We start from the raw sequence: 19779 nt of genomic DNA on the forward strand, positions 1-19779 counted from the left end.
ATTATAGCAAAAAACGGTCTGAATCGCTTAGTAAAAGTCTTCTTTCTGTCAAATCAGTACTGAAATTGACCAAAAAAAAGACGACAAAAGTCGTCTTTCAATCCTGCTTTGCTTTAAATAATCGCAATCAAGATAAAGTTAATCAAGAAGAAGGCGGTAATCACCAGCAAAATTGGTGACAACGTCTTGAATTGCTTTTGGGCAATTTTGACAACAATATAAAAGATAAATCCTGCGGCAATTCCATAAGAAATTGAATAAGAGAAGGCCATAAAAATTGACGTAAAGAAGGCTGGCAAGGCGACCGCCAAATCTGCCCAATCAATCTTTTTAAACTCAGCCATCATCATGATTCCAACCACAATCAACAGTGGTGCGATAGCGGCCGTTGGCACAATCGATACCAATGGTGCCAAGAAAAGCATCAATATAAAGCCAATCGAGGTAACGACATTGGCCAAACCAGTTCGGCCACCCGCCGCGACCCCAGTCGCTGATTCAATGAAGGTTGTCGTATTCGAAGTTCCAACAGCTCCCGCTAAGGTCGTCGTAAAGGTATCGACAACCAAGGCCTTGTCCATCTTCGAATTAAAGGAGTTATCAGCAACAAAGGCTTCTTGGTCTTCCTTAGAGAAAATACCGGTCTGGTTACCAATGCCAATCAAAGTTCCAATCGCATCAAACAAACCAGTTAAGCCCATTGCGAAAATCGTTACGACCGCCAAAATGGTCTTTTGCCAAGTACCAAAGAGTGACTGCATACCGTGTGGACCAAAAGCAGCACCAAAGGTAGATGAAAATTCAGCAAAGGCGTGTGACAAAGAAGTTGCTGATGACAGGTGCACATCTGTCACCCCCATTGGAATACCAATCAAAGTCGTTGCGATTAGCGTAATCAAAAATGCGCCTGGGACCTTTTTAATCAACATAAAGGTTAGCAACAGCAAGCCAATCAAGGCCAAAAGTGCTGGTGCTTGCGTAAATTTCGTTAATTCTGGTGTTACCCCACCAGAAGCCAACAAGGAGGTCAATGGACCATGAACTGATCCACCATGATAGGCTTGATCATTAACGGTAATCAAGTTGTTACCATCAATAACAAAGTTGATGAATCCAGCATTCTTCAAGCCAATATAGGTCACAAAGACACCTAACCCACCACCAATTGCGGCTTTTAACTCAGTTGGAATCGCCTTCACGATTGCTTGGCGACCATGGGTCAACGTAATCATGACATCCAAAATTCCAACCAAGAAAACAATGGCCAAAGCCTGTTGCCACTTAAAGCCAAAGCCAAAGACGATGGTATAAGTAAAATAGGCCTGCATCCCAATTCCAGGGGCTAGGGCAAAGGGAACGTTGGCATACAAGCCCATCGCCAAAGTTCCAAAAACAGCCACAATAATGGCTGCCACGAAGACAGCCAAAGCTGGCATCCCCGTTTGACCCAAAATTTGTGGGTTCAAGAAGAAAATGTAAGCCATGGACACGAAAGTCGTAATCCCGGCCACCACTTCACGGCGTACCGTGGTGTTGTTTTCTTTGAGTTTAAAAAATGATTGCATGCTATCCGGCTGGCAAAGCGCCGGCTCCTTTTCTTATTTTTTTGATAACTGCTGATATCCGCCACAGCAGTGGTGCATTTTGTCTTAACTATCTCACGGCCCTGCTGAAAAAGCAAACATTAACTATCTCGCGAACCAACTTAAAAATCAAGCATTAACTGCCTAACAATTCCATCGAAAACATCCGACGTGAACCATCCGCTGGCCAGAGCTAAAAGTCAAACAAAGACAACTGATTTTCATCCGGTAAATCCGAGATGACCGAGTGCAACGTTAAGAACTCAATAATGGTCTGCGAGACCTTTCCCCGCTTTTTCAAGTCTTCCTTACTAATAAACTTCTTTTCGACACGAGCCGCCACAATCTGCTTGGCCACGTTATCGCCCAAACCAGGAATTGTTGAGAATGGTGGGATCAACTCATTCCCATCGATGACCCAATCCGTCGCTTCCGACCGATAAAGGTCGACCATCTTAAATGAAATCCCCCGTTCTAATGCTTCATTAGCCATTTCCAAGACGGTCTGCAAATCTTGGTCACCCTTGGTAGCATCGTTGCCAAGATCACGAATCTTGGCGATAGCTGATTTAACTGCTTCCTTACCACGAGCCATGGCAACTACATCAAAGGCCGAGGCACGGACTGAGAAATAAGTTGCGTAATAGACCGCTGGGAAGTAGACCTTAAAGTAAGCAATCCGCAGTGCCATCAAAACGTAAGCCGCCGCGTGGGCTCGGGGGAACATATACTTAATCTTCAAACAAGATTCGATATACCACTCTGGCACCTCATGCTGACGCATCAGTGCCTGGTACTCATCAGTAATCCCTTTTCCCTTTCGAACCTTTTCCATGATGTTAAAGGCATCTTCTGAAGGCAGGCCATAGCCAATTAAATCGGTCATGATTTTGTCACGGGTTCCAATCACCGTAGCGATTGTCGCCGTGCCGTTTTCAACCAAGTCGTGGGCGTTTCCAAGCCACACATCCGTTCCGTGGGACAGACCAGAAATCTGTAGTAATTCCGAATAAGTGTGTGGCTGCGTGTCTTCTAGCATCCCGCGCACAAAGTTCGTTCCAAATTCGGGCAACCCAAGGGTTCCGGTCTTCGAATTAATTTGTTCAGGAGTTACCCCCAGGGCTTCAGTTGAGGTAAAGAGGCTCAAAACACCCGGATCATTGGCTGGAATTGACTGTGGATCAATCCCAGACAAATCCTTGAGCGTACGAACCATCGTTGGATCATCATGTCCCAGAATATCCATCTTCAAAAGGTTATCGTGAATGGAATGATAATCCATGTGAGTCGTCTGCCACAGGGCCGTTTGGTCATCAGCTGGGTATTGCACCGGCGTAAAATCATAAATCTCATAATCAGCCGGGACAATCAGGATGCCACCAGGATGCTGCCCCGTTGTCCGCTTGACCCCGGTAATACCAGAAGCCAAACGTTCCACTTCAGCGCCACGGTAGTGCTGATCATGGTCACGCTCATAGGCTTTCACATAACCAAAGGCCGTTTTTTCGGCTACGGTCGCAATCGTGCCGGCACGATAAACCTTCTTTTCACCAAACATCACCTTCATATAGTTATGGGCAATTGGCTGGTAATCACCCGAGAAATTCAAATCGATATCAGGCACCTTATTTCCGGTGAAGCCCATGAAGGTTTCAAAGGGAATGTTTTGCCCGTCACCAATCAGCATTTCACCGGGATGGTTTGGGTCTTCCTTGTCAGGCAAGTCATAGCCCGAACCATACTGCTTTTCATCGGCTAACTCAAAGTAATCACCATGAGCCGACCGATAGTGTGGTGGTAAAGGATTAACCTCGGTAATTCCAGACATGGTCGCCACGAAGGATGAGCCAACCGATCCACGAGAACCAACCAGATAGCCGTCCTTATTGGACTTGGCCACCAGGCGTTGGGCAATCATGTAGTGAGGCGCAAAGCCATTCCCAATAATTGACTTCAATTCGCGGTCAATTCGTTCCTGGATCAACTCGGGCAGGGGATCGCCATAAGCCTTCTTGGCAGCGGCAAAGGTTTTTTCGCGCAATTCGTCACCGGCTTCTGGAATCTTTGGTGGGAATGATCCTTCCTTTAATGGCGAAATATCCTCAATCTGATTTGCGATTTCATGCGTATTCGTGATGACAACTTGTTTAGCCTCATCCTCACCCAAGAAAGCAAACTGATCGAGCAAGTCCTGGGTCGTACGGAAGTGCAAGTCCGGTAAGTTCGTCCGGTTCAACGGATTTCCCGGCTGTGACCCAATCAAGATACTTCGATAAATTTTATCTTCAGGGTTCGTATACTTGACGTCACCCGTTACCGCAACGGGCTTACCTAATTCTTGGCCAAGCTGAATCATTTCCTTGATTAACTTTTCCAGCTTACTTTTATTAGCAATTAGTTGACTATCCAACATTGGCTGATAGTTTGCCAATGGCTGAATTTCCAGGTAATCATAAAAAGTAGCCTTCTTTTTAGCCGCTTGATAGCCTTTTTCAATTAGGGTGACAATAACATCGCCATTTGTATCACCCGTTCCGATTAACAGCCCCTCGCGATACTTCACCAAAACGGATCGCGGAATCCGTGGCACCTTGTTAAAGTATTGAACGTTTGATTCCGAAACCAAGCGATACAGATTTTTCAGGCCCGTCTCGTTTTGCACCAACAAAGACAGGTGAAATGGTCGACCATGGCGCCAAGCCCCACCATCAAGCATATGATCATTTAATTGATTAAGATTTGATAAGTTAAAACGTTCCTTGGCCTCTTTTAGTAACTTCCAAGCCAAGTGACCAGTCGTTTCGGCATCATAAATGGCTCGGTGAGCCTGTTCTAACTCAATACTAAACTTCTTGGCCAAAGTGCCCAAGCGGTAAGACTTATAGTCAGGATACAACCAGCGCGTTAGGGTCAACGTATCAATCACAGGATTTGAAATTGCTACTTCACCATACCGGTCATAAGTAGCATTCAAGAAATCCACGTCGAAGGTCACGTTATGGCCAATCAAAACCGTTCCAGCGGACCATTCCCGAAAGGCATTAATCACATCTTTTTCCGGTTTGGCATTAGCCACCATGGCATCGGTAATCGACGTTAAATTTGTCGTAAATTCGGATAGTGGGAAGCCGGGATTGATATATTCTGAAAACTTATCAACCACGTTGCCTAATTCCATCTTGACAGCCGATAATTCAATAATCCGATCCGAAACGGCTGACAGCCCCGTCGTTTCCAAATCGAAAGCGACGTAGGTTTGATCCTTAGCCAAGAGGTCTAAGTCTCGGGAATTATATGCAATCGGATCACCATCTTCAACGACATTGGCCTCCATGCCATAAATCATTTTCAAATGATGCTTTTTTGCCCCAGCAATCGCTGTTGGATAACCTTGAACGTTGCCGTTATCCATGACTGCTAACGTCGTCTGGCCCCAATTTTCAGCCAAGCCAGCCAAACCATTAAAATCAGTGACCGCATCCATCCCAGACATATTGGTATGGGCATGCAGTTCGATGCGCTTTTGCTCACCTTCATAGGGTTCGGCCCGCTTTTCATGGTCAACGACTTGCAGGTCATAGATATTTAAGGCTAATTCACGAGCATAGGTGTCTTCTTGAACGTTTCCACGAACTTTGACCCACTGTCCCGCCTTTAATTGATCAAAGACGGCCTCATCCTGTTCATTGTTTGAAAACTTCTTTGCTGTAATAGAAGAGGAATAGTCCGTAATCTTTAAAGTCATCAACTGACGACCAGACCGCAGTTCCCGAACTTCATCAGCAAAGACAAAGCCCTCGACAACGACCCGCGATTCCTCACCGTCGATTTCCTCTAAGCGAGTAACCGGGATATCCGAGTTGATTGCCCGGCCAAGGCGTAGGGCAACCCCGGAAGCAGACTTCTTTGGCTTAGCCGCATTGGCCTTTTCGATGGCCTGGTTAATACTTTCTTGAACAGCCTGATGGTGAGACTGATAATCTTGTGAAAGCTTTTCCTGGACCTTTTCATCGACTTGGACAGTAAAGGCCAGATCAGGCAAGCCAAAGCTTTGATAAACTTCCTTTAATTCAGCCAGAACAGCCTTTGTCATGGCAGCTGCTAAGTTTGGCATCGCCGTGGCAATCAACACCTCCTGGTCATTTACCAGGCTAATTTGAGAAGAAGCCGCTAACTGTTGCCCAACGGCAAAAGGCAGACTAGTTTTAGTTAAGGCGAGGTGAAAATAGTTGCGAATCACTTCGTCGCTAACTGCTATATCAGCTGCTTCAACAGCCAAGTCAACTGAGGAAACATGCTGAAAGTTCCCTTGCAGACCCTGGGAAAGACTCAGATAAGCCTGGAAGGGTAAGACCTGATTTAACGCTAAAACAAAGCGCCAGGACTTTTCAACCGGATTGACCTCAACCGCTTTTAAGTATCCACCTTGAAAATACGCCCGGTTTTCTTCCCCTTGCTTTGTTTGGGTCAGTAATTGTTCTAATTGTTCTGTTGGGCTCAGTGGCATACCAAAACCTTTCTATGACAGCAAAAAGCCGATCTACATCGGCTTTTTGTCAAACTTACTGTGCATCTTTTTGTCCATCTAGTAAGACGGCAATCGATTCATTTACTTCTGAAATTCGCATTTCAAATTCAGATTGAGTAGCACGGACAGTGACTTCCACAACCCCTTCACCGGCTTTCTTGCCAATCGTAATGCGAATTGGCAAACCAATCAAATCAGCATCGGCAAACTTTACACCTGGACGTTCTTTACGGTCATCAACCAAAACTTCTAATCCTTGGGCAGTCAGTGATTCTTCCAATTCTGCTGTCACCTTCGCCTGGTCATCATCTTTTAAGTTGATTGGTACAAGGTGAACAGCGAATGGCGCAACACTTGCTGGCCAAACCAGTCCCCTGTCATCACTCTTTTGTTCCGCAATCGCTGCCAACAAACGAGAAATGCCAATTCCATAAGAACCCATAATCATGTCAGTATTACGACCATTTTCATCAAGCACTTGCGCACCCAAGGCCTTTGAATACTTTGTGCCTAATTTGAAGATGTGACCAATCTCAATTCCCTTGGTAAATTGTAGCTTTCCCTTACCATCAACGGAAAGATCACCTTCCTTGGCCGTCCGGAAATCAGCAACCTGATCATCGTTCAATTCAACATCCCGACCCCAGTTCACGTTCAAGAGGTGCTGGCCATCTTCATTGGCCCCAGCGGCAAAGTTCACCAAATCGGCAGCTCTTTCGTCAACCAACAATTGAACCTTTTCTGGCAAACCAACGGGTCCTAATGAGCCAAATGATGCCCCGACAGTTTCTTTGACTAATCCTTCATCAGCCAGTTCCACTTCTGGATAACCCAAATGATTTTGAACCTTGACCATATTTACTTCATAGTCACCGGTCGTCACAACCGCAACCAACTCTTGATCAGGCGTGACCACCATAATAGTCTTCACTAGCTGAGCCGGATCTTCGTCCAAAAGAGTTGCTAATTCCGTAATCGTCTTTGCATTTGGTGTATCAATCTTTTGTAACTCTGCTAATTCTTGATCCTCTTGTGCATTGCCCTTTCGAACGTAAGCATCCTTAGCCATTTCCAAGTTTGCCGCATATTCACTTTGATCAGAGTAGACAATCGTGTCCTCTCCAGCAGCTGCAGGTGCCGAAAATTCCTTTGAATCAGAACCGCCCATGGCACCGGCATCACCAACAATTACCCGGTAATCAATACCAATGCGATCAAAAATCTTGACGTAAGCTGTTTCCATCTTAGTAAAGGCAGCATCCAAGCCAGCTTGATTAGCTGAAAATGAATAGGCATCCTTCATAATAAACTCACGCGTCCGCAAAAGGCCAAAACGTGGACGACCTTCATCACGGAACTTGGCTTGAATTTGATAAACCATTAATGGCAACTTTTTGTAAGACTTCACATCGTTAGCAAAAAGTTCCGTAAAAGTCTCTTCATGCGTTGGGCCCAAGATAAAATCACGGTCCTGACGGTTCTTGAATTTATATAAATCTTGACCGTAAGTTGCATAGCGACCTGATCGCTCCCACAATTCAGCAGGTAAAACTTCAGGTACCAACATTTCGTTGGCATCAATTGCATCCATTTCTTCCCGGATGATGGCTTCAATTTTGTTCAATACACGCTTTGCCAATGGTAAGTAAGCAAACATCCCAGCTGTAACAGGTCGAATGTAACCGGCCTTCAAGAGCAGTTGATGTGATTTTACTTCAGCGTCAGCAGGAACTTCCCGCAAGGTTGGCATAAAAAGCTGTGATTGTTTCATAAAGTCCTTCTTTCGACTAATTTTAATTTAATAGGCAATGGTCTATCATGAACAAGCGACCGACGTTATTTGAAATAATTATTGACCCAAGTCTTTAATGGTCACTAAGATCATCAAGACAACCAGTAAGGCTGTTCCAGCACCAGTCAGTGTTGTTGCCAACCAGGCAGGCGCAGGTCGCCTAAAGATTCCCTCGATAAGGTCTAAAAAGATTTTACCACCATCTAGAGGCGGAATTGGTAAAAGATTAATTAAGCCTAGGTTGACCGATAAAATGCCCAATAATGCCAGCACCGTTACAAATCCTTGATGTGATGCCTGAGCAGTGGTCTTGGCTAACATCACGGGGCCGCCTAGCTTATTAATGGAAAAGCCACCCACAAAGAGATCCTTGATTCCATTACCTACCTGGGTAAACCATGTACCAGTATTAAGGAAAGAAAACTTAATTCTTGCTAGTGGATCACGATAACTTTTGACCCCAACCCCAATTCGAATTTGTTTTTGTCCTGCAATCTCAATCAATTCCGGTGTGACCGTTTTATTCAGTGTCTTACCAGAACGACTAATTTTCAATTGCAATGGCTGATCAGCTTTTTTGGTAACCTCATTGGCAAAATCAGTAAAGCTCTGGACACTTTGACCATTGACAGCTAGAATCTGATCCCCAGACTGGATGCCTGCCTGAGCAGCCGGTTCACTCTTGACCACCTGGCCAATAATTGGTTCATTAAAATGAACGGATGGCAAGGCAAAACTTAAGATTCCGGCCGCTAAAATCGCCAAAATAAAGTTCATTGCCGGTCCCGCAAAGTTAATTAACAACCGCTTCCAGACAGGCGCTGATTCAACCCACGTGGTAGCAGGAGCGATGCGCGTGGTAATCCCCTCTTGGTCGGTCTTAATCGCTGTTTTGGCAACCTTCAACGTCAACAAGTTTTCCTCATCTTGACGGTAACCGGTCATGACCAGCTCATGGACTAAGTCAGCTGAATCGACTTGAAAAAAGAAACCCGGGCCATCCTGGTCAACCCGCTCATCCATGCTTTCGACCTCGCCGGCCTGATTTAAAACCAATCGAAAACGTTGTCCTGCTTCCAGCTCATCCTTTTCCATCTCGCTCGCCATGCGCACATAGCCACCAACGGGCAAGAGACGAATCGTATAAGCCGTTTGATTCTTATACCATGATAAAATTTTTGGGCCCATGCCAATGGCAAACTCACGAACCAAGACACCTGCTTTTTTGGCGACAATAAAGTGTCCAAATTCATGGAAACCGACCAACAGGCCAAAAACAATCAAAAAAGCGATTAGCGCAGTGATGTTCATTTATTTCATCCTTAAAATAGTTACAAAGTTCTTATACTGATTTTTGCTGAGAAAAGCAGCCAGACAACCGGCTTTCGCTGCTACTGAAGCATTCCCAAAACAGCCATCAGTGGCATCACAACCAACATGGAGTCAAAGCGATCTAAGATTCCACCATGACCTGGCAAAATTCGGCCAGAATCCTTAACACCAAAATGGCGTTTCAAAGCAGATTCAATCAAATCGCCAATTTGACCAGCAATCGACAGCAAAATAGCCATAATCACCAAATCCCAGACGGCATATGGCAAAGCATTAGTCAAAGCATACAAGGTAACCACAACTGCCACAGCAATGGCTGTTCCACCAACAGAGCCTTCCCAAGTCTTATTAGGTGAAAGATTAGGTGACAGCTTGTGCTTACCAAAGGACCGACCGACAAAATAAGCAAAAGAATCCGTTAACCAAACTAAAAGCATACCAAAGAATAAGACGGGCAAGCCACGGAAATCAGCCAAGTAGAAGTAGTGGAACCCTGTTCCAATATAGACCATGGCTAAAAAGAGCGTACCGGCATCTTGGAAATTAAAGCTCTTCTTGGCAAAAACCGTTCGAGCAAGAAACAAAAAGGCCAGGCCGTAAATCACAGATTGGCTGTTCACCGTTGCCGGCCAAAAACCGCTTTGCCAAAAATCTTTTGGCAGGATAATGGCGACAACTCCGATATAAGAAATCAGCGCTTCAAAAGAAACCAATAGCGTGTGGGTCATCTTTAAGACTTCACTCATCGCCACAATTCCTAGGGCAATGGTCAGCACTAGCAATGGTAAATCACCAATAATAATTAAAGGAACAAAAACAATCAAAGCCAAAACGGCCGTAATAATCCGCGTTTTCATCGGAATTTCTCACTTTCACAATTTAAATCTTTTTTCGTTTCTACCGACCCACTTTTTCATCCGGTTGGCTGTTAGATGTTGTTACTGGTTTTATGAGTTCACCTTGCCAAAGCGGCGGTCACGCTTGGTAAAACTTTCCAAGGCCAACTCAAACTGTTCTTGGTCAAAATCAGGCCAAAGAACCGGTGTGAAGTAAAACTCTGAATAGGCCGCCTGATAAGGCAAGAAGTTTGAGAGCCGTTCTTCACCAGAAGTCCGAATAATCAAATCAGGATCAGCCAAGTCACCTAAGAAGCCAGTCGTTAATGCAGCAGCAAAGGTCGCCGGATTAATGTCTTCAACCGCCATGTCGCCGCCTTGAACCTTTTGAGCGAGTATTGCCGCCGCATCAACGATCTCCTTTTGGCCACCATAGTTCAAGGCAAAGTTCAAAACCATCCCAGTATTTTGACTGGTTTGCTCCTTAGCATCGTAAACTGCCTGCTTGGTTGCTTCTGGCAAGGCATCAATCGCGCCAATGGTTTCTACTCGAACATTTTGTTCAATTAATTCTGGCACAAAGGTATCAAAGAATGTGACCGGTAACTTCATTAAAAAAGAAACTTCATCCTTGGGTCGTGACCAATTTTCAGTTGAAAAAGCATAGAGGGTCAAAACTGAAACACCGGCAGAGGAGGCTAATTTAGTGACCGTCTTGACCGTTTCCAGCCCTTGCTTATGACCCGCAACCCGGGGCATATGCCGTTGTTTGGCCCAACGACCATTGCCATCCATAATAATGGCTAAGTGCTTTGGAATTTTTAGTTCATTTAAGACCAAGTGGTGGCCAACTAAATGTTTCTTTTTATGTGAAAATACCTTTGCCAACAGGCTCATCTTTTTGTCTCCGTCCGACTTTCGTTATTTAATTCATTCTTCACTATTTTACCAGAAAAAAGCAGGCAAACAAAAAAATGCCGGCTGAAATTCGCCGACATTTTGGTTACTAGTGTTGTTTTTTGATGATTGGCAGCCACACGCTTTATTGAACCGTGACTGATTTTGCCAGGTTACGAGGACGATCAACATCCAAATTTCGATCCAATGTTGCATAATAAGCAATCAACTGGGCTGGGATAACGGCCAAGATTGGCATCAACAGTTCTGCCACCTCAGGCAAAACAAAGGCATCGCCATCCTTGGTCAAGCTCTTTGAGGCAATCACCACCGTATTGGCACCACGGGCGGCCACCTGAGCCACCTCACCACGGAGCAATCCGGCCGTCTTCTTCTGCGTCAACAGCGCAAAGACCGGTGTGCCGTCTTCAATCAAAGAAATCGTACCGTGCTTCAATTCCCCGGCCGCAAACCCTTCTGTTTGCACGTAAGAAATTTCCTTTAACTTCAAAGCTGCTTCCAAAGCAACTGCAGCATCCAAGCCACGCCCAATATAAAAGGCTGACTTTTGGTCCTTCAGGGCCGTTTCGGCAATCTTCTTAAAGGTTTCCTTTTCATCCGTAATAGCTGAGATTTCAACAGCAACCTTAGCCAATTCTGCCTTCAAATCAAAGCCAGGGTTCCCTAAGGCTGAAGCCAAGATGGCCTGCACCAAAACTTGAGCCGTATAGGCCTTGGTTGAAGCTACGGCGATTTCTGGGCCAGCCAAAACTGGCAAGGCAAAATCAGCTTCGCGGGTCAACGTTGAGTTCATCACATTAGCCAACGTCAAGGCTGGGAAGCCCTGCTTCTTAACATTATCCAATACTTCACGGGAATCAGCTGTTTCACCTGACTGAGACAAGAAGATAAAGAATGGCTTAGCTGACAACATTGGTTGGTCGTAAGCAAATTCAGAAGCAATGTGCACTTCTGTTGGAATCTTCGCCCACTGTTCGAAGTAGCGCTTACCAACCAAACCGGCGTGGTAAGAAGTTCCAGCTGCTACGATATACAAACGGTCCGCTTCCTTCATCTTGTCGGTGATGGCACAACCGATTCCCTGCAACTGTCCCTCTTCATCAAAGTAATGAGCAGCGATGTTACGAGCAACGACTGCTTGTTCATCAATTTCCTTCAACATGTAGTAGGGATAAGCACCCTTATCAGTGTCTTCTGGGTCAATTTCTAATGTAAAATGTTGGCGATCAACTGGTTCTTCTTGAGCATCATAAACGGCGACTGAGTCTGGCTTAATGATGGCGATATCGCCATCGCGCAATTCAATAAATTCTTTTGTCACATCAACCATCGCTGCAGCATCAGACGTCACCACATTACCATGGTCAGAAACACCAACCAAAAGTGGCGACTTTTTCTTTGCGGCAAACAAGGTACCAGGTTCCTTTGTATCAATTAACAAGAAACCATAAGCTGAGTTATCGCCCAACAAAGAAATCATCTTTCGGAAGGCTTCTACGTTTGACAAACCGTCTTCGGTAGCAAACTTGTCAACTAATTGAACGGCAACTTCCGTATCCGTTTCAGAAACAAAGTGAACACCAGACAAGTATTCGGCCTTCAACTCTTGGTAATTTTCAATCACACCGTTGTGAACCAAGTAAAAACGGTCATCGGATGACTTTTGTGGGTGGGCGTTTTCAATGGTCACGTTACCATGAGTTGCCCAACGAGTATGCGCAATACCAGAAGTCCCAATAAAGCCGTTGGCCTTAGCCTTTTCAGCTAATTTGGCAACCCGTCCCTTCTCACGAATATAGGCATCATTGCCTGCATTATCCATCAGATAAACACCGGCAGAATCGTAACCACGGTATTCCAACTTTTGCAAACCATGCAAAAGGCATGGCAAAGCTTGTTCAACACCGGTTACTCCAACAATTCCACACATACAAAATTTCTCGCTTTCAAAAAAATTGGTTTGGTAATACTTTTTAAGTTAACAACTGCTATTTTATCAGTATTCGTCGCTTAGTCAATCCCAAAATCAACAATTGGTATAGACTAAATGATTGGTAGTAGTCAATTTCCTTCACAAAACTGATTTTCCCAACGCTTAAATCAGCGCCAAAGCTCTGTTGACATGTGCTAAACTAGATAAAATTCACAATAAAAAAGGAGTGCACAATGGTACAGCAAGTCGATTACCACCTCACCGGTGGCCAAGTCTTAAACGTCTTTAATCAGGAATTTGAGGAAAAGGATCTCTGGATTAAGGGCGAAAAAATTGTCTTTGTCGGTGATAACAAAGACCTAGAGGCCAAAGCCACCATTGATTGCAGTGACCGCTTTCTCGTACCCGGTTTTATCGATGCTCACCTCCATATTGAATCTTCCTTGTTAACCCCGTCTGAATTTGGTCGGCTTTCTCTGGAAAACGGCGTTACTCGCATTTTTGCTGACCCACATGAAATTGCTTCCGTGGCCGGCATTTCAGGCATCCAATATATGCTCGACTCTGCCAAAAAGACACCTCTGCATATCCACTATATGTTGCCCTCTTCCGTGCCAGCGACTCCCTTTGAGCACGCGGGCGCAACACTGGATGCAGATGCTCTCCGTCCCTTCTACCAACACCCAGAAATTGCCGGCTTAGCCGAAGTGATGGATTTTCCAGCAGTTGCTAACGGTCAGACCGACATGTTGAAAAAAATTGCAGATGCAAAAGAGGCCCACCGACACGTCGACGGTCACGGGGCAGGGTTAGGTCCTGTGGAACTAGCCGTCTACCGGTCCTATGGTATCGACACTGACCACGAAGCCACCAGCAAAAAAGAAGCATTAGACCGCGTCAACGCCGGAATGGCCGTCTTCTTGCGTGAAGGAACTGTTGAACGCGACGAGCGCGCCCTCCTCCCTGCCATCACCAAAGCCAACGAGGGTCACTTCGCTTTTGCCACCGATGATAAATCAGCCGCAGACATCCAAAAAGAAGGATCTATCAACTTTAATATCGCCTTAGCTATCAAGAATGGTCTCGCGCCTGAATTGGCCTACACCCTTGCATCTTATAACGGCGCCAATGCCCACCACCTGCAAAATGTTGGGGCATTGGCACCAGGCTTTGAGGCTGATTTGGTCATATTAACCGATCCAAAACAAGTTACTATCGACCAGGTCATGGTTGGTGGCCAATTCTTTAAAAATAGGCAAGAAGATGTCTTGTTGCTTCCCGGTCAACAAATCAATTTGACCTTTGAACAGGCTGATTTAACTCTCCCATTAGATGCCAACAAGCCCGCCCATGTCATTGAAATTGAGCCCCACCACATTACGACACAACACCAGGTCGAAAGAGTACCGGTTAATGGAAATGGGCAATTCGCACCAAACGAAACCTTCGCCAAAGTAGCCGTGATTGAGCGCTACCACGACCTCGGCCACGGTTTGGGGATCATCAAGGGGCTTTCTCTAAAAAAAGGGGCCATCGCTTCCACCATTGCCCACGATTCCCACAACTTGATTGTTGCTGGTGTTAATGATGACGACATGGTTTTGGCAGTTGAAACCCTCAAGGAAATCGGCGGTGGCCAAGTAGTTGTTAAAGATGGCCAGGTGACGACCCTTCCATTACCGATTGGCGGCTTGATGTCTGATCTGCCTTACGAAGAATTAATCCAAAAACAGCAAACCCTAAACGAGGCCTTTGCGGAAATTTCACCGCTAACTTTCGATCCGTTTTTAACCCTTTCGTTCATGGCCTTGCCCGTAATTCCTTCGTTGAAAATTACCGACCAAGGGCTCTTTGACTTTACGCAATTTGCCTTTATTCCAATTCAGGATTAAACTATCTTTCATGCAAGCTATTAATATTACCCCAACCGAATTACTCAACGTTCTTGCCGGCCAAGAAGTCACAACCGATGAAAAAATGACCGGCCAATTTCTCCTGGTTGCCAAGGAAAATCAGGCCCGCCATTTGCCTTCAGCCATGGCGGGGGCTATCGCCGATATTGCTCTTGGCCAAGTCCAGTTACAAACGTTGGTTCACCCAATGAAAATTGCGGTCGACCTCCCCGATTGGACACCCTACCAAATTGAAGAGAGCTTCTTAACCAAGGAACCCCATAACTGGTTTGGTCCCGAAGCGATTGTGATTGAAAAGCGTTTCGACGACTTCACAAAAAAATACGATGGTCCTCGCGATAACCGTGGTGGAATTCCACGAACGGCAATCCCAAACAACATTGCTGAACCGCTCCTCATTGAAGATGCTTACTGGGCCGCCTACAAGACCTTTGTCAACGACCCCGACGGTTCATTTGCCAAACAAATCGTGCCCTTTTTCCAGGAATAATTGGAATAATTGATTAAAAAACGCCGCTCTTGAGAGTGGCGTTTTTTGATGCAGCTCCCCCTCATCTTGCCGAACATGCGTCCCATCAAATTATTTCCAAAATAAGTATCAAAAAAAGCGAAACCACCATCTACTTTGGCAGTTCCGCTTTTTTACTTAGCTTCATTTATCCATCTATTCATCGGTTTTCTTGCTAACGTTGACATGGCGTGGCCGAGCCCCGTCAGCCGGACCAATATAGCCGGCATTTTCAAGGTCGTCAACCAAGCGAGCCGCCCGGTTATAACCAATCCGGAAACGACGTTGGAGCAATGAAGTCGAGGCCTTCTGTTGGTCAATCACGAATTCAAGCGCCTCCTCAAACAATTCATCATCCGAGTTACCGCCACCGCCATTTTCATCCTGGGCTACTTCCTCATCAGTGACCGTCATCTTTTCATCATAAACGGCATCTTGTTCACCCTTGACGAAATCAACAATGGCAGTCACATCCTGATTAGAAATAAAGGCGCCCTGCAATCGTTTATGAGCCTTGCCAGGTGGGGCGAAAATCATATCCCCGCGACCAAGTAATTTTTCGGCCCCGTTTGTATCCAAAATCGTCCGCGAATCGATTCCCGATGCCGTTCGAAAAGCAATTCGACCAGGAATATTCGACTTAATCGTTCCGTTAATCACTTTCACGTCGGGCCGCTGGGTCGCGAGAATCATGTGAATACCGGCCGCTCGCGCCTTGGCTCCCAGGCGCGCAATCGAAACTTCAATTTCAGAGCCGACCGTTGCCATCAAATCAGCAAATTCATCGACAACTGCCACAATATAAGGCAGCTTCGTCATGATTGCATTACCGGTTTCCTTGGCATGAGCATTGTTATCGTCTACGGCTGCATTATACTCGCCGATATTTCGCTTACCAAATTGAGCCAGTAGGTCGTAGCGGTTTTCCATCTCATCGACTAACTTTTGTAGCGACTTCGCCGCTTTACGTGGATCAGAAACAACAGGCGTCAGCAAATGTGGAATACCATTGTAAATTGAAAGCTCAACCACCTTGGGGTCTACCATCATCAACTTTACTTCGGACGGCTTGGCCTTTAAGAGCAAAGAAACAATAATACCATTCAGCCCAACTGATTTTCCAGAACCAGTGGATCCAGCAATCAGTAAGTGCGGCATTGCTGATAAGTCCACTGACACAATGTTGCCAGTCACGTCACGGCCCAAAGGAACCGTTAGCAACCCTTGGTCGAAGGTTTTAGACTGTTCAATCATCGAGCGGAAACCAACGACCGCCTGTGTATCGTTGGGCACTTCGATCCCGACATAGGGCTTTCCAGGAATGGGTGCTTCAATTCGAATTGATTTTGCCGCCAAGGCTAAGGCGAGGTCATCCGCCAAATTAGCAATCCGGTTAACCTTGACCCCCTGCCCCGGCTTGAGCTCATACTGAGTAACCGTTGGTCCCAAGGAAACCGAGGATACAGTTGCGTCCACACCAAAGGATTGCAATGTGTCATGGACCAGACGAGATTTTGCATTCAAGCCTTGGGCTTCCTTGGTTTGGTCGGTTGGCTGAGTCTTCGTTAAGAGAGAGGTTTGTGGCAACTGGTAATCATCGTCGTCCACAGTAGTGGCATTGAGGTGGACGTCTTCATGTTCTTGTGGATTAGTAGTTTGCGCTGGTACAGCCGGGCTTGGCGTTGTCGGTGCCTGCCAGTTAATGGTTGGTTCAACCGGGTCGGCACCCATATTCAGGCTTTCTTCTACTGGCAAATCAGCACCATCACCATCAATATCTTTGGCAGGATCCGGGAAAAATGGATCTGCCGACGGTTCATCTGCCTGTGGTTCCGTTTTACTCAAGCCAAATGGATGGTCACCAAATTCCGTCAAATTCTGTTGCTTCTTCTCAGCCAGCAATTGGCGCTGATCACGCTTTTGACTCTGCTGCTTTTGAAACTCCGCAAAGTTTTCATGAGCCTTAACGACACCTTTTTGTGCCAGGTCACGCGCAGGTAAACGGAAAGTGACAATCACACCTGCAAGGTACAAAACAACGATAATAATTGCCGCACCAACGTTTGATAAGAGGGTAAAGGTTATTTGGTATAAAAGGGCTCCTAACATACCAGCTCCAACCGGTGTTCCAGCGGATTGGTTAGTCATATCTTGACCGATCAATCGAATTACTTGAGAAGCATAACCACCGCCTGGCAATTCGTTCTGTGTGAAGAAAAGCATCGATGACAACAAGACTGTTGCCAGATAGATCATCGCCACTCCGACATATATGCGACCGGGGATGGGATAACTTTTATCCATCACCAAATAAACCGCAGCCCAAGCAATCAGCGGCAACAAAGTAATTTGGTAAAGGTTTCCAAAGAAAAAACGCACCATATCGGCCAAATAAATGCCAAAAAGTCCTAATTGAAAAATTGCAAAAATTGATAATAAGATAATCATCAGTAGGCCAACAATTTGGCCAGCAGTACCTGCCCGACTTACTTTCTTTTTCTTTTGACTACGACGTTTCGTCTGCTTAGCCATGAGGGTTCTCCTTTGCCTCAGACCATTTAAACGGTCTAAAAATGTCTAGTTTACTCCTTCTATCTTAGCACAGTCGACTCTGTCACTCCTAGTGTTTTCAGTACCGAAAACACGGACTTTATCCGTGGCCGTCTAGACCATTTTTCTAATTTCTCCTTTACCTATGATTGTCGTCCATGATAAACTAATTCCAACGCAAAATGTTGAAATTGGAAAGGTTTATATATTCCATCTAATTTTGATGTTAATTACTAGAGAATAGGCGTTTTATAGTCATCATTTTATAAATAAATATAAATTGGTACTGTTTATTTTTAACAAACATTCTCACGGATAGCACAGAAAGTAGGAAATTATGTTCACGCACACTCGGAAGTTGCAATACAACGCCAAGCCTGACCGTCCGGACCCATTAATGGCCCGTCGACTTCAAGAGGCCTTGGGTGGCCAATGGGGCGAAACAACCGGCATGATGTCATACCTTTCACAAGGCTGGTCATCAACTGGCGATGAAAAGTATAAAGACTTACTTTTAGACACCGGAACCGAAGAAATCGGCCACGTGGAAATGATTTCAACAATGATTGGCTATTTACTCGAAGATGCGCCAATTTCTGATGCCGACGTTGCCGGTGACCCACTCAAGGCAGCAACATTATCGGGTATGGACCCCGAACACGCACTCGTTCATGGCTTGAACGCCGGCCTGACGAATCCAAACGGTGCAGCCTGGAATGCCGGCTACGTGACTTCATCTGGTAACTTAGTGGCCGATATGCGTTTCAACGTCGTTCGCGAATCACAGGCCCGCCTGCAAGTTTCTCGTCTCTACAATATGACGGAAGACAAGGGAATCCGTGATATGTTGAAGTTCTTGTTAGCTCGTGAAACACAACACCAACTTCAGTTCATGAAGGCTCAAGAAGAACTAGAAGAAAAGTACGGCGTAATCGTTCCTGGCGATATGGGCGATATCGAGCATTCAGAATTCGCCCACACCATCATGAGCTTCTCCGACGGTACTGGATCAAAGGCCTTTGAAGGCCAGGTAGCCAAGGATGGACACAAGTTCGCCTACCAAGAACATCCTGAAGCCATGGGTGGTGTGCCAGAGGTAAAACCTGCCGATAAGCGCTTGAAGAACAACCAAGGCTAATTTTCATTACAAACTAAATTTTTCGCCAACTATTGGTGTCCTTTCCTTATATATGCAAGAAGCTGCTCCCCTCTTTGAATCACGAAGAGGAGGGCAGCTTTTTTGGGGTGGGTTAAAAAATCAGACACCCTCAATAATCGTTTCTTTGTCTTACGGAAAGATGGTTATCCGCTATCGATTGCAACGGCTAATAAACATTTAGATAAGTTGATCGATGAATTGAACGTTAACAATATTACTTTCCACGGGTTGCGCCACACGCATGCTAGTATGCTCTTAATGAATTACAAGATTATCCAGTACATTTCGAAACGACTTGGTCACAAAGATATTAAAACAACGCTTGAAATTTATGCCCACATGATTGACGAATTGAAAGATAGCGAAGTTAATCAATCGATGGAATTTCTTGAAAGTTTTTAAGACAAAAAAGACACCCAAATGGGTGTTTTTTTACTGCGAATCCTCTGCAAATTTGGCAAAAAGTGCCCTTATCTGCGAATTTTGTTTAGAAAACGATAGATTTTTATATACTTCTGTACACGCTACAAACGTTGATATAAAGCCTTATTCAAACAAAAAAGCCATCTAATGCAGTTTTGCACTAGATGACGTTTAGTAGCTCGTGAGAGAATCGAACTCTCGATTCCGCCGTGAAAGGGCAGCGTCTTAGCCACTTGACCAACGAGCCATGGTCAGTTGTTGCTTGATATCTCTATCAAACAACTATATTAGTATAGCAACCATA

At 45.4% G+C, this 19779-nt stretch carries 12 protein-coding genes and 1 tRNA gene; 4 read left to right on the forward strand and 9 right to left on the reverse strand.

The window, feature by feature from the left end; all coding sequences use genetic code 11:
* Positions 1 to 113 precede the first annotated feature (113 nt).
* From ACSYSH_RS02140 to glmS, 7 genes are all read right to left on the reverse strand, one after another.
* Positions 114 to 1565: an NCS2 family permease gene (locus tag ACSYSH_RS02140; RefSeq protein ID WP_491702489.1), complete on the reverse strand. Its 1452-nt coding sequence runs from the start codon at positions 1563 to 1565 to the stop codon at positions 114 to 116.
* A 211-nt stretch (positions 1566 to 1776) separates the two neighbouring features.
* Positions 1777 to 6090 carry a PolC-type DNA polymerase III gene (locus tag ACSYSH_RS02145; protein ID WP_491702488.1) on the reverse strand — a complete coding sequence of 1438 codons (4314 nt, stop codon included), beginning with the start codon at positions 6088 to 6090 and terminating at the stop codon, positions 1777 to 1779.
* 55 nt (positions 6091 to 6145) lie between these two features.
* A complete protein-coding gene (locus ACSYSH_RS02150) occupies positions 6146 to 7882 on the reverse strand; it encodes a proline--tRNA ligase (protein ID WP_491702487.1) in 1737 nt (578 codons plus the stop codon).
* Between the two features lie 78 nt (positions 7883 to 7960).
* A complete protein-coding gene (rseP, locus tag ACSYSH_RS02155) occupies positions 7961 to 9214 on the reverse strand; it encodes an RIP metalloprotease RseP (RefSeq protein ID WP_491702486.1) in 1254 nt (417 codons plus the stop codon).
* An 80-nt stretch (positions 9215 to 9294) separates the two neighbouring features.
* Positions 9295 to 10092: a phosphatidate cytidylyltransferase gene (locus ACSYSH_RS02160; protein WP_489815779.1), complete on the reverse strand. Its 798-nt coding sequence runs from the start codon at positions 10090 to 10092 to the stop codon at positions 9295 to 9297.
* A gap of 90 nt (positions 10093 to 10182) precedes the next feature.
* A complete protein-coding gene (gene uppS / locus ACSYSH_RS02165; RefSeq protein ID WP_491702485.1) occupies positions 10183 to 10968 on the reverse strand; it encodes an undecaprenyl pyrophosphate synthase in 786 nt (261 codons plus the stop codon).
* 145 nt (positions 10969 to 11113) lie between these two features.
* The gene (gene glmS / locus ACSYSH_RS02170) at positions 11114 to 12919 is read right to left on the reverse strand and encodes a glutamine--fructose-6-phosphate transaminase (isomerizing) (protein WP_489815781.1); all 1806 of its coding nucleotides are present in this window, start codon (positions 12917 to 12919) and stop codon (positions 11114 to 11116) included.
* Between the two features lie 236 nt (positions 12920 to 13155).
* Here glmS and ade point away from each other — a divergent pair, with 236 nt between their 5' ends.
* On the forward strand, positions 13156 to 14814 hold the full coding sequence (gene ade / locus ACSYSH_RS02175) for an adenine deaminase (protein WP_491702484.1): 1659 nt from the start codon (positions 13156 to 13158) through the stop codon (positions 14812 to 14814).
* A gap of 10 nt (positions 14815 to 14824) precedes the next feature.
* Positions 14825 to 15325 carry a hypothetical protein gene (locus ACSYSH_RS02180; protein WP_489815783.1) on the forward strand — a complete coding sequence of 167 codons (501 nt, stop codon included), beginning with the start codon at positions 14825 to 14827 and terminating at the stop codon, positions 15323 to 15325.
* Between the two features lie 174 nt (positions 15326 to 15499).
* On the opposite strand, the gene ACSYSH_RS02185 is transcribed toward ACSYSH_RS02180, so the two are convergent.
* Positions 15500 to 17875 (reverse strand): FtsK/SpoIIIE family DNA translocase, encoded by a 2376-nt coding sequence (locus tag ACSYSH_RS02185; protein ID WP_491702483.1) that lies wholly within the window; start codon positions 17873 to 17875, stop codon positions 15500 to 15502.
* A gap of 355 nt (positions 17876 to 18230) precedes the next feature.
* Here ACSYSH_RS02185 and ACSYSH_RS02190 point away from each other — a divergent pair, with 355 nt between their 5' ends.
* On the forward strand, positions 18231 to 19031 hold the full coding sequence (locus tag ACSYSH_RS02190) for a manganese catalase (RefSeq protein WP_252773764.1): 801 nt from the start codon (positions 18231 to 18233) through the stop codon (positions 19029 to 19031).
* 102 nt (positions 19032 to 19133) lie between these two features.
* Positions 19134 to 19454, forward strand: coding sequence for a tyrosine-type recombinase/integrase (locus ACSYSH_RS02195; protein ID WP_491702482.1), 321 nt, complete (start codon positions 19134 to 19136; stop codon positions 19452 to 19454).
* A gap of 196 nt (positions 19455 to 19650) precedes the next feature.
* Here ACSYSH_RS02195 and ACSYSH_RS02200 read toward each other — a convergent pair.
* Positions 19651 to 19722, reverse strand: a tRNA-Glu gene (locus tag ACSYSH_RS02200).
* Between the last annotated feature and the right edge of the window lie 57 nt (positions 19723 to 19779).

The sequence above is a fragment of the Fructobacillus sp. ESL1117 genome, assembly GCF_058508565.1.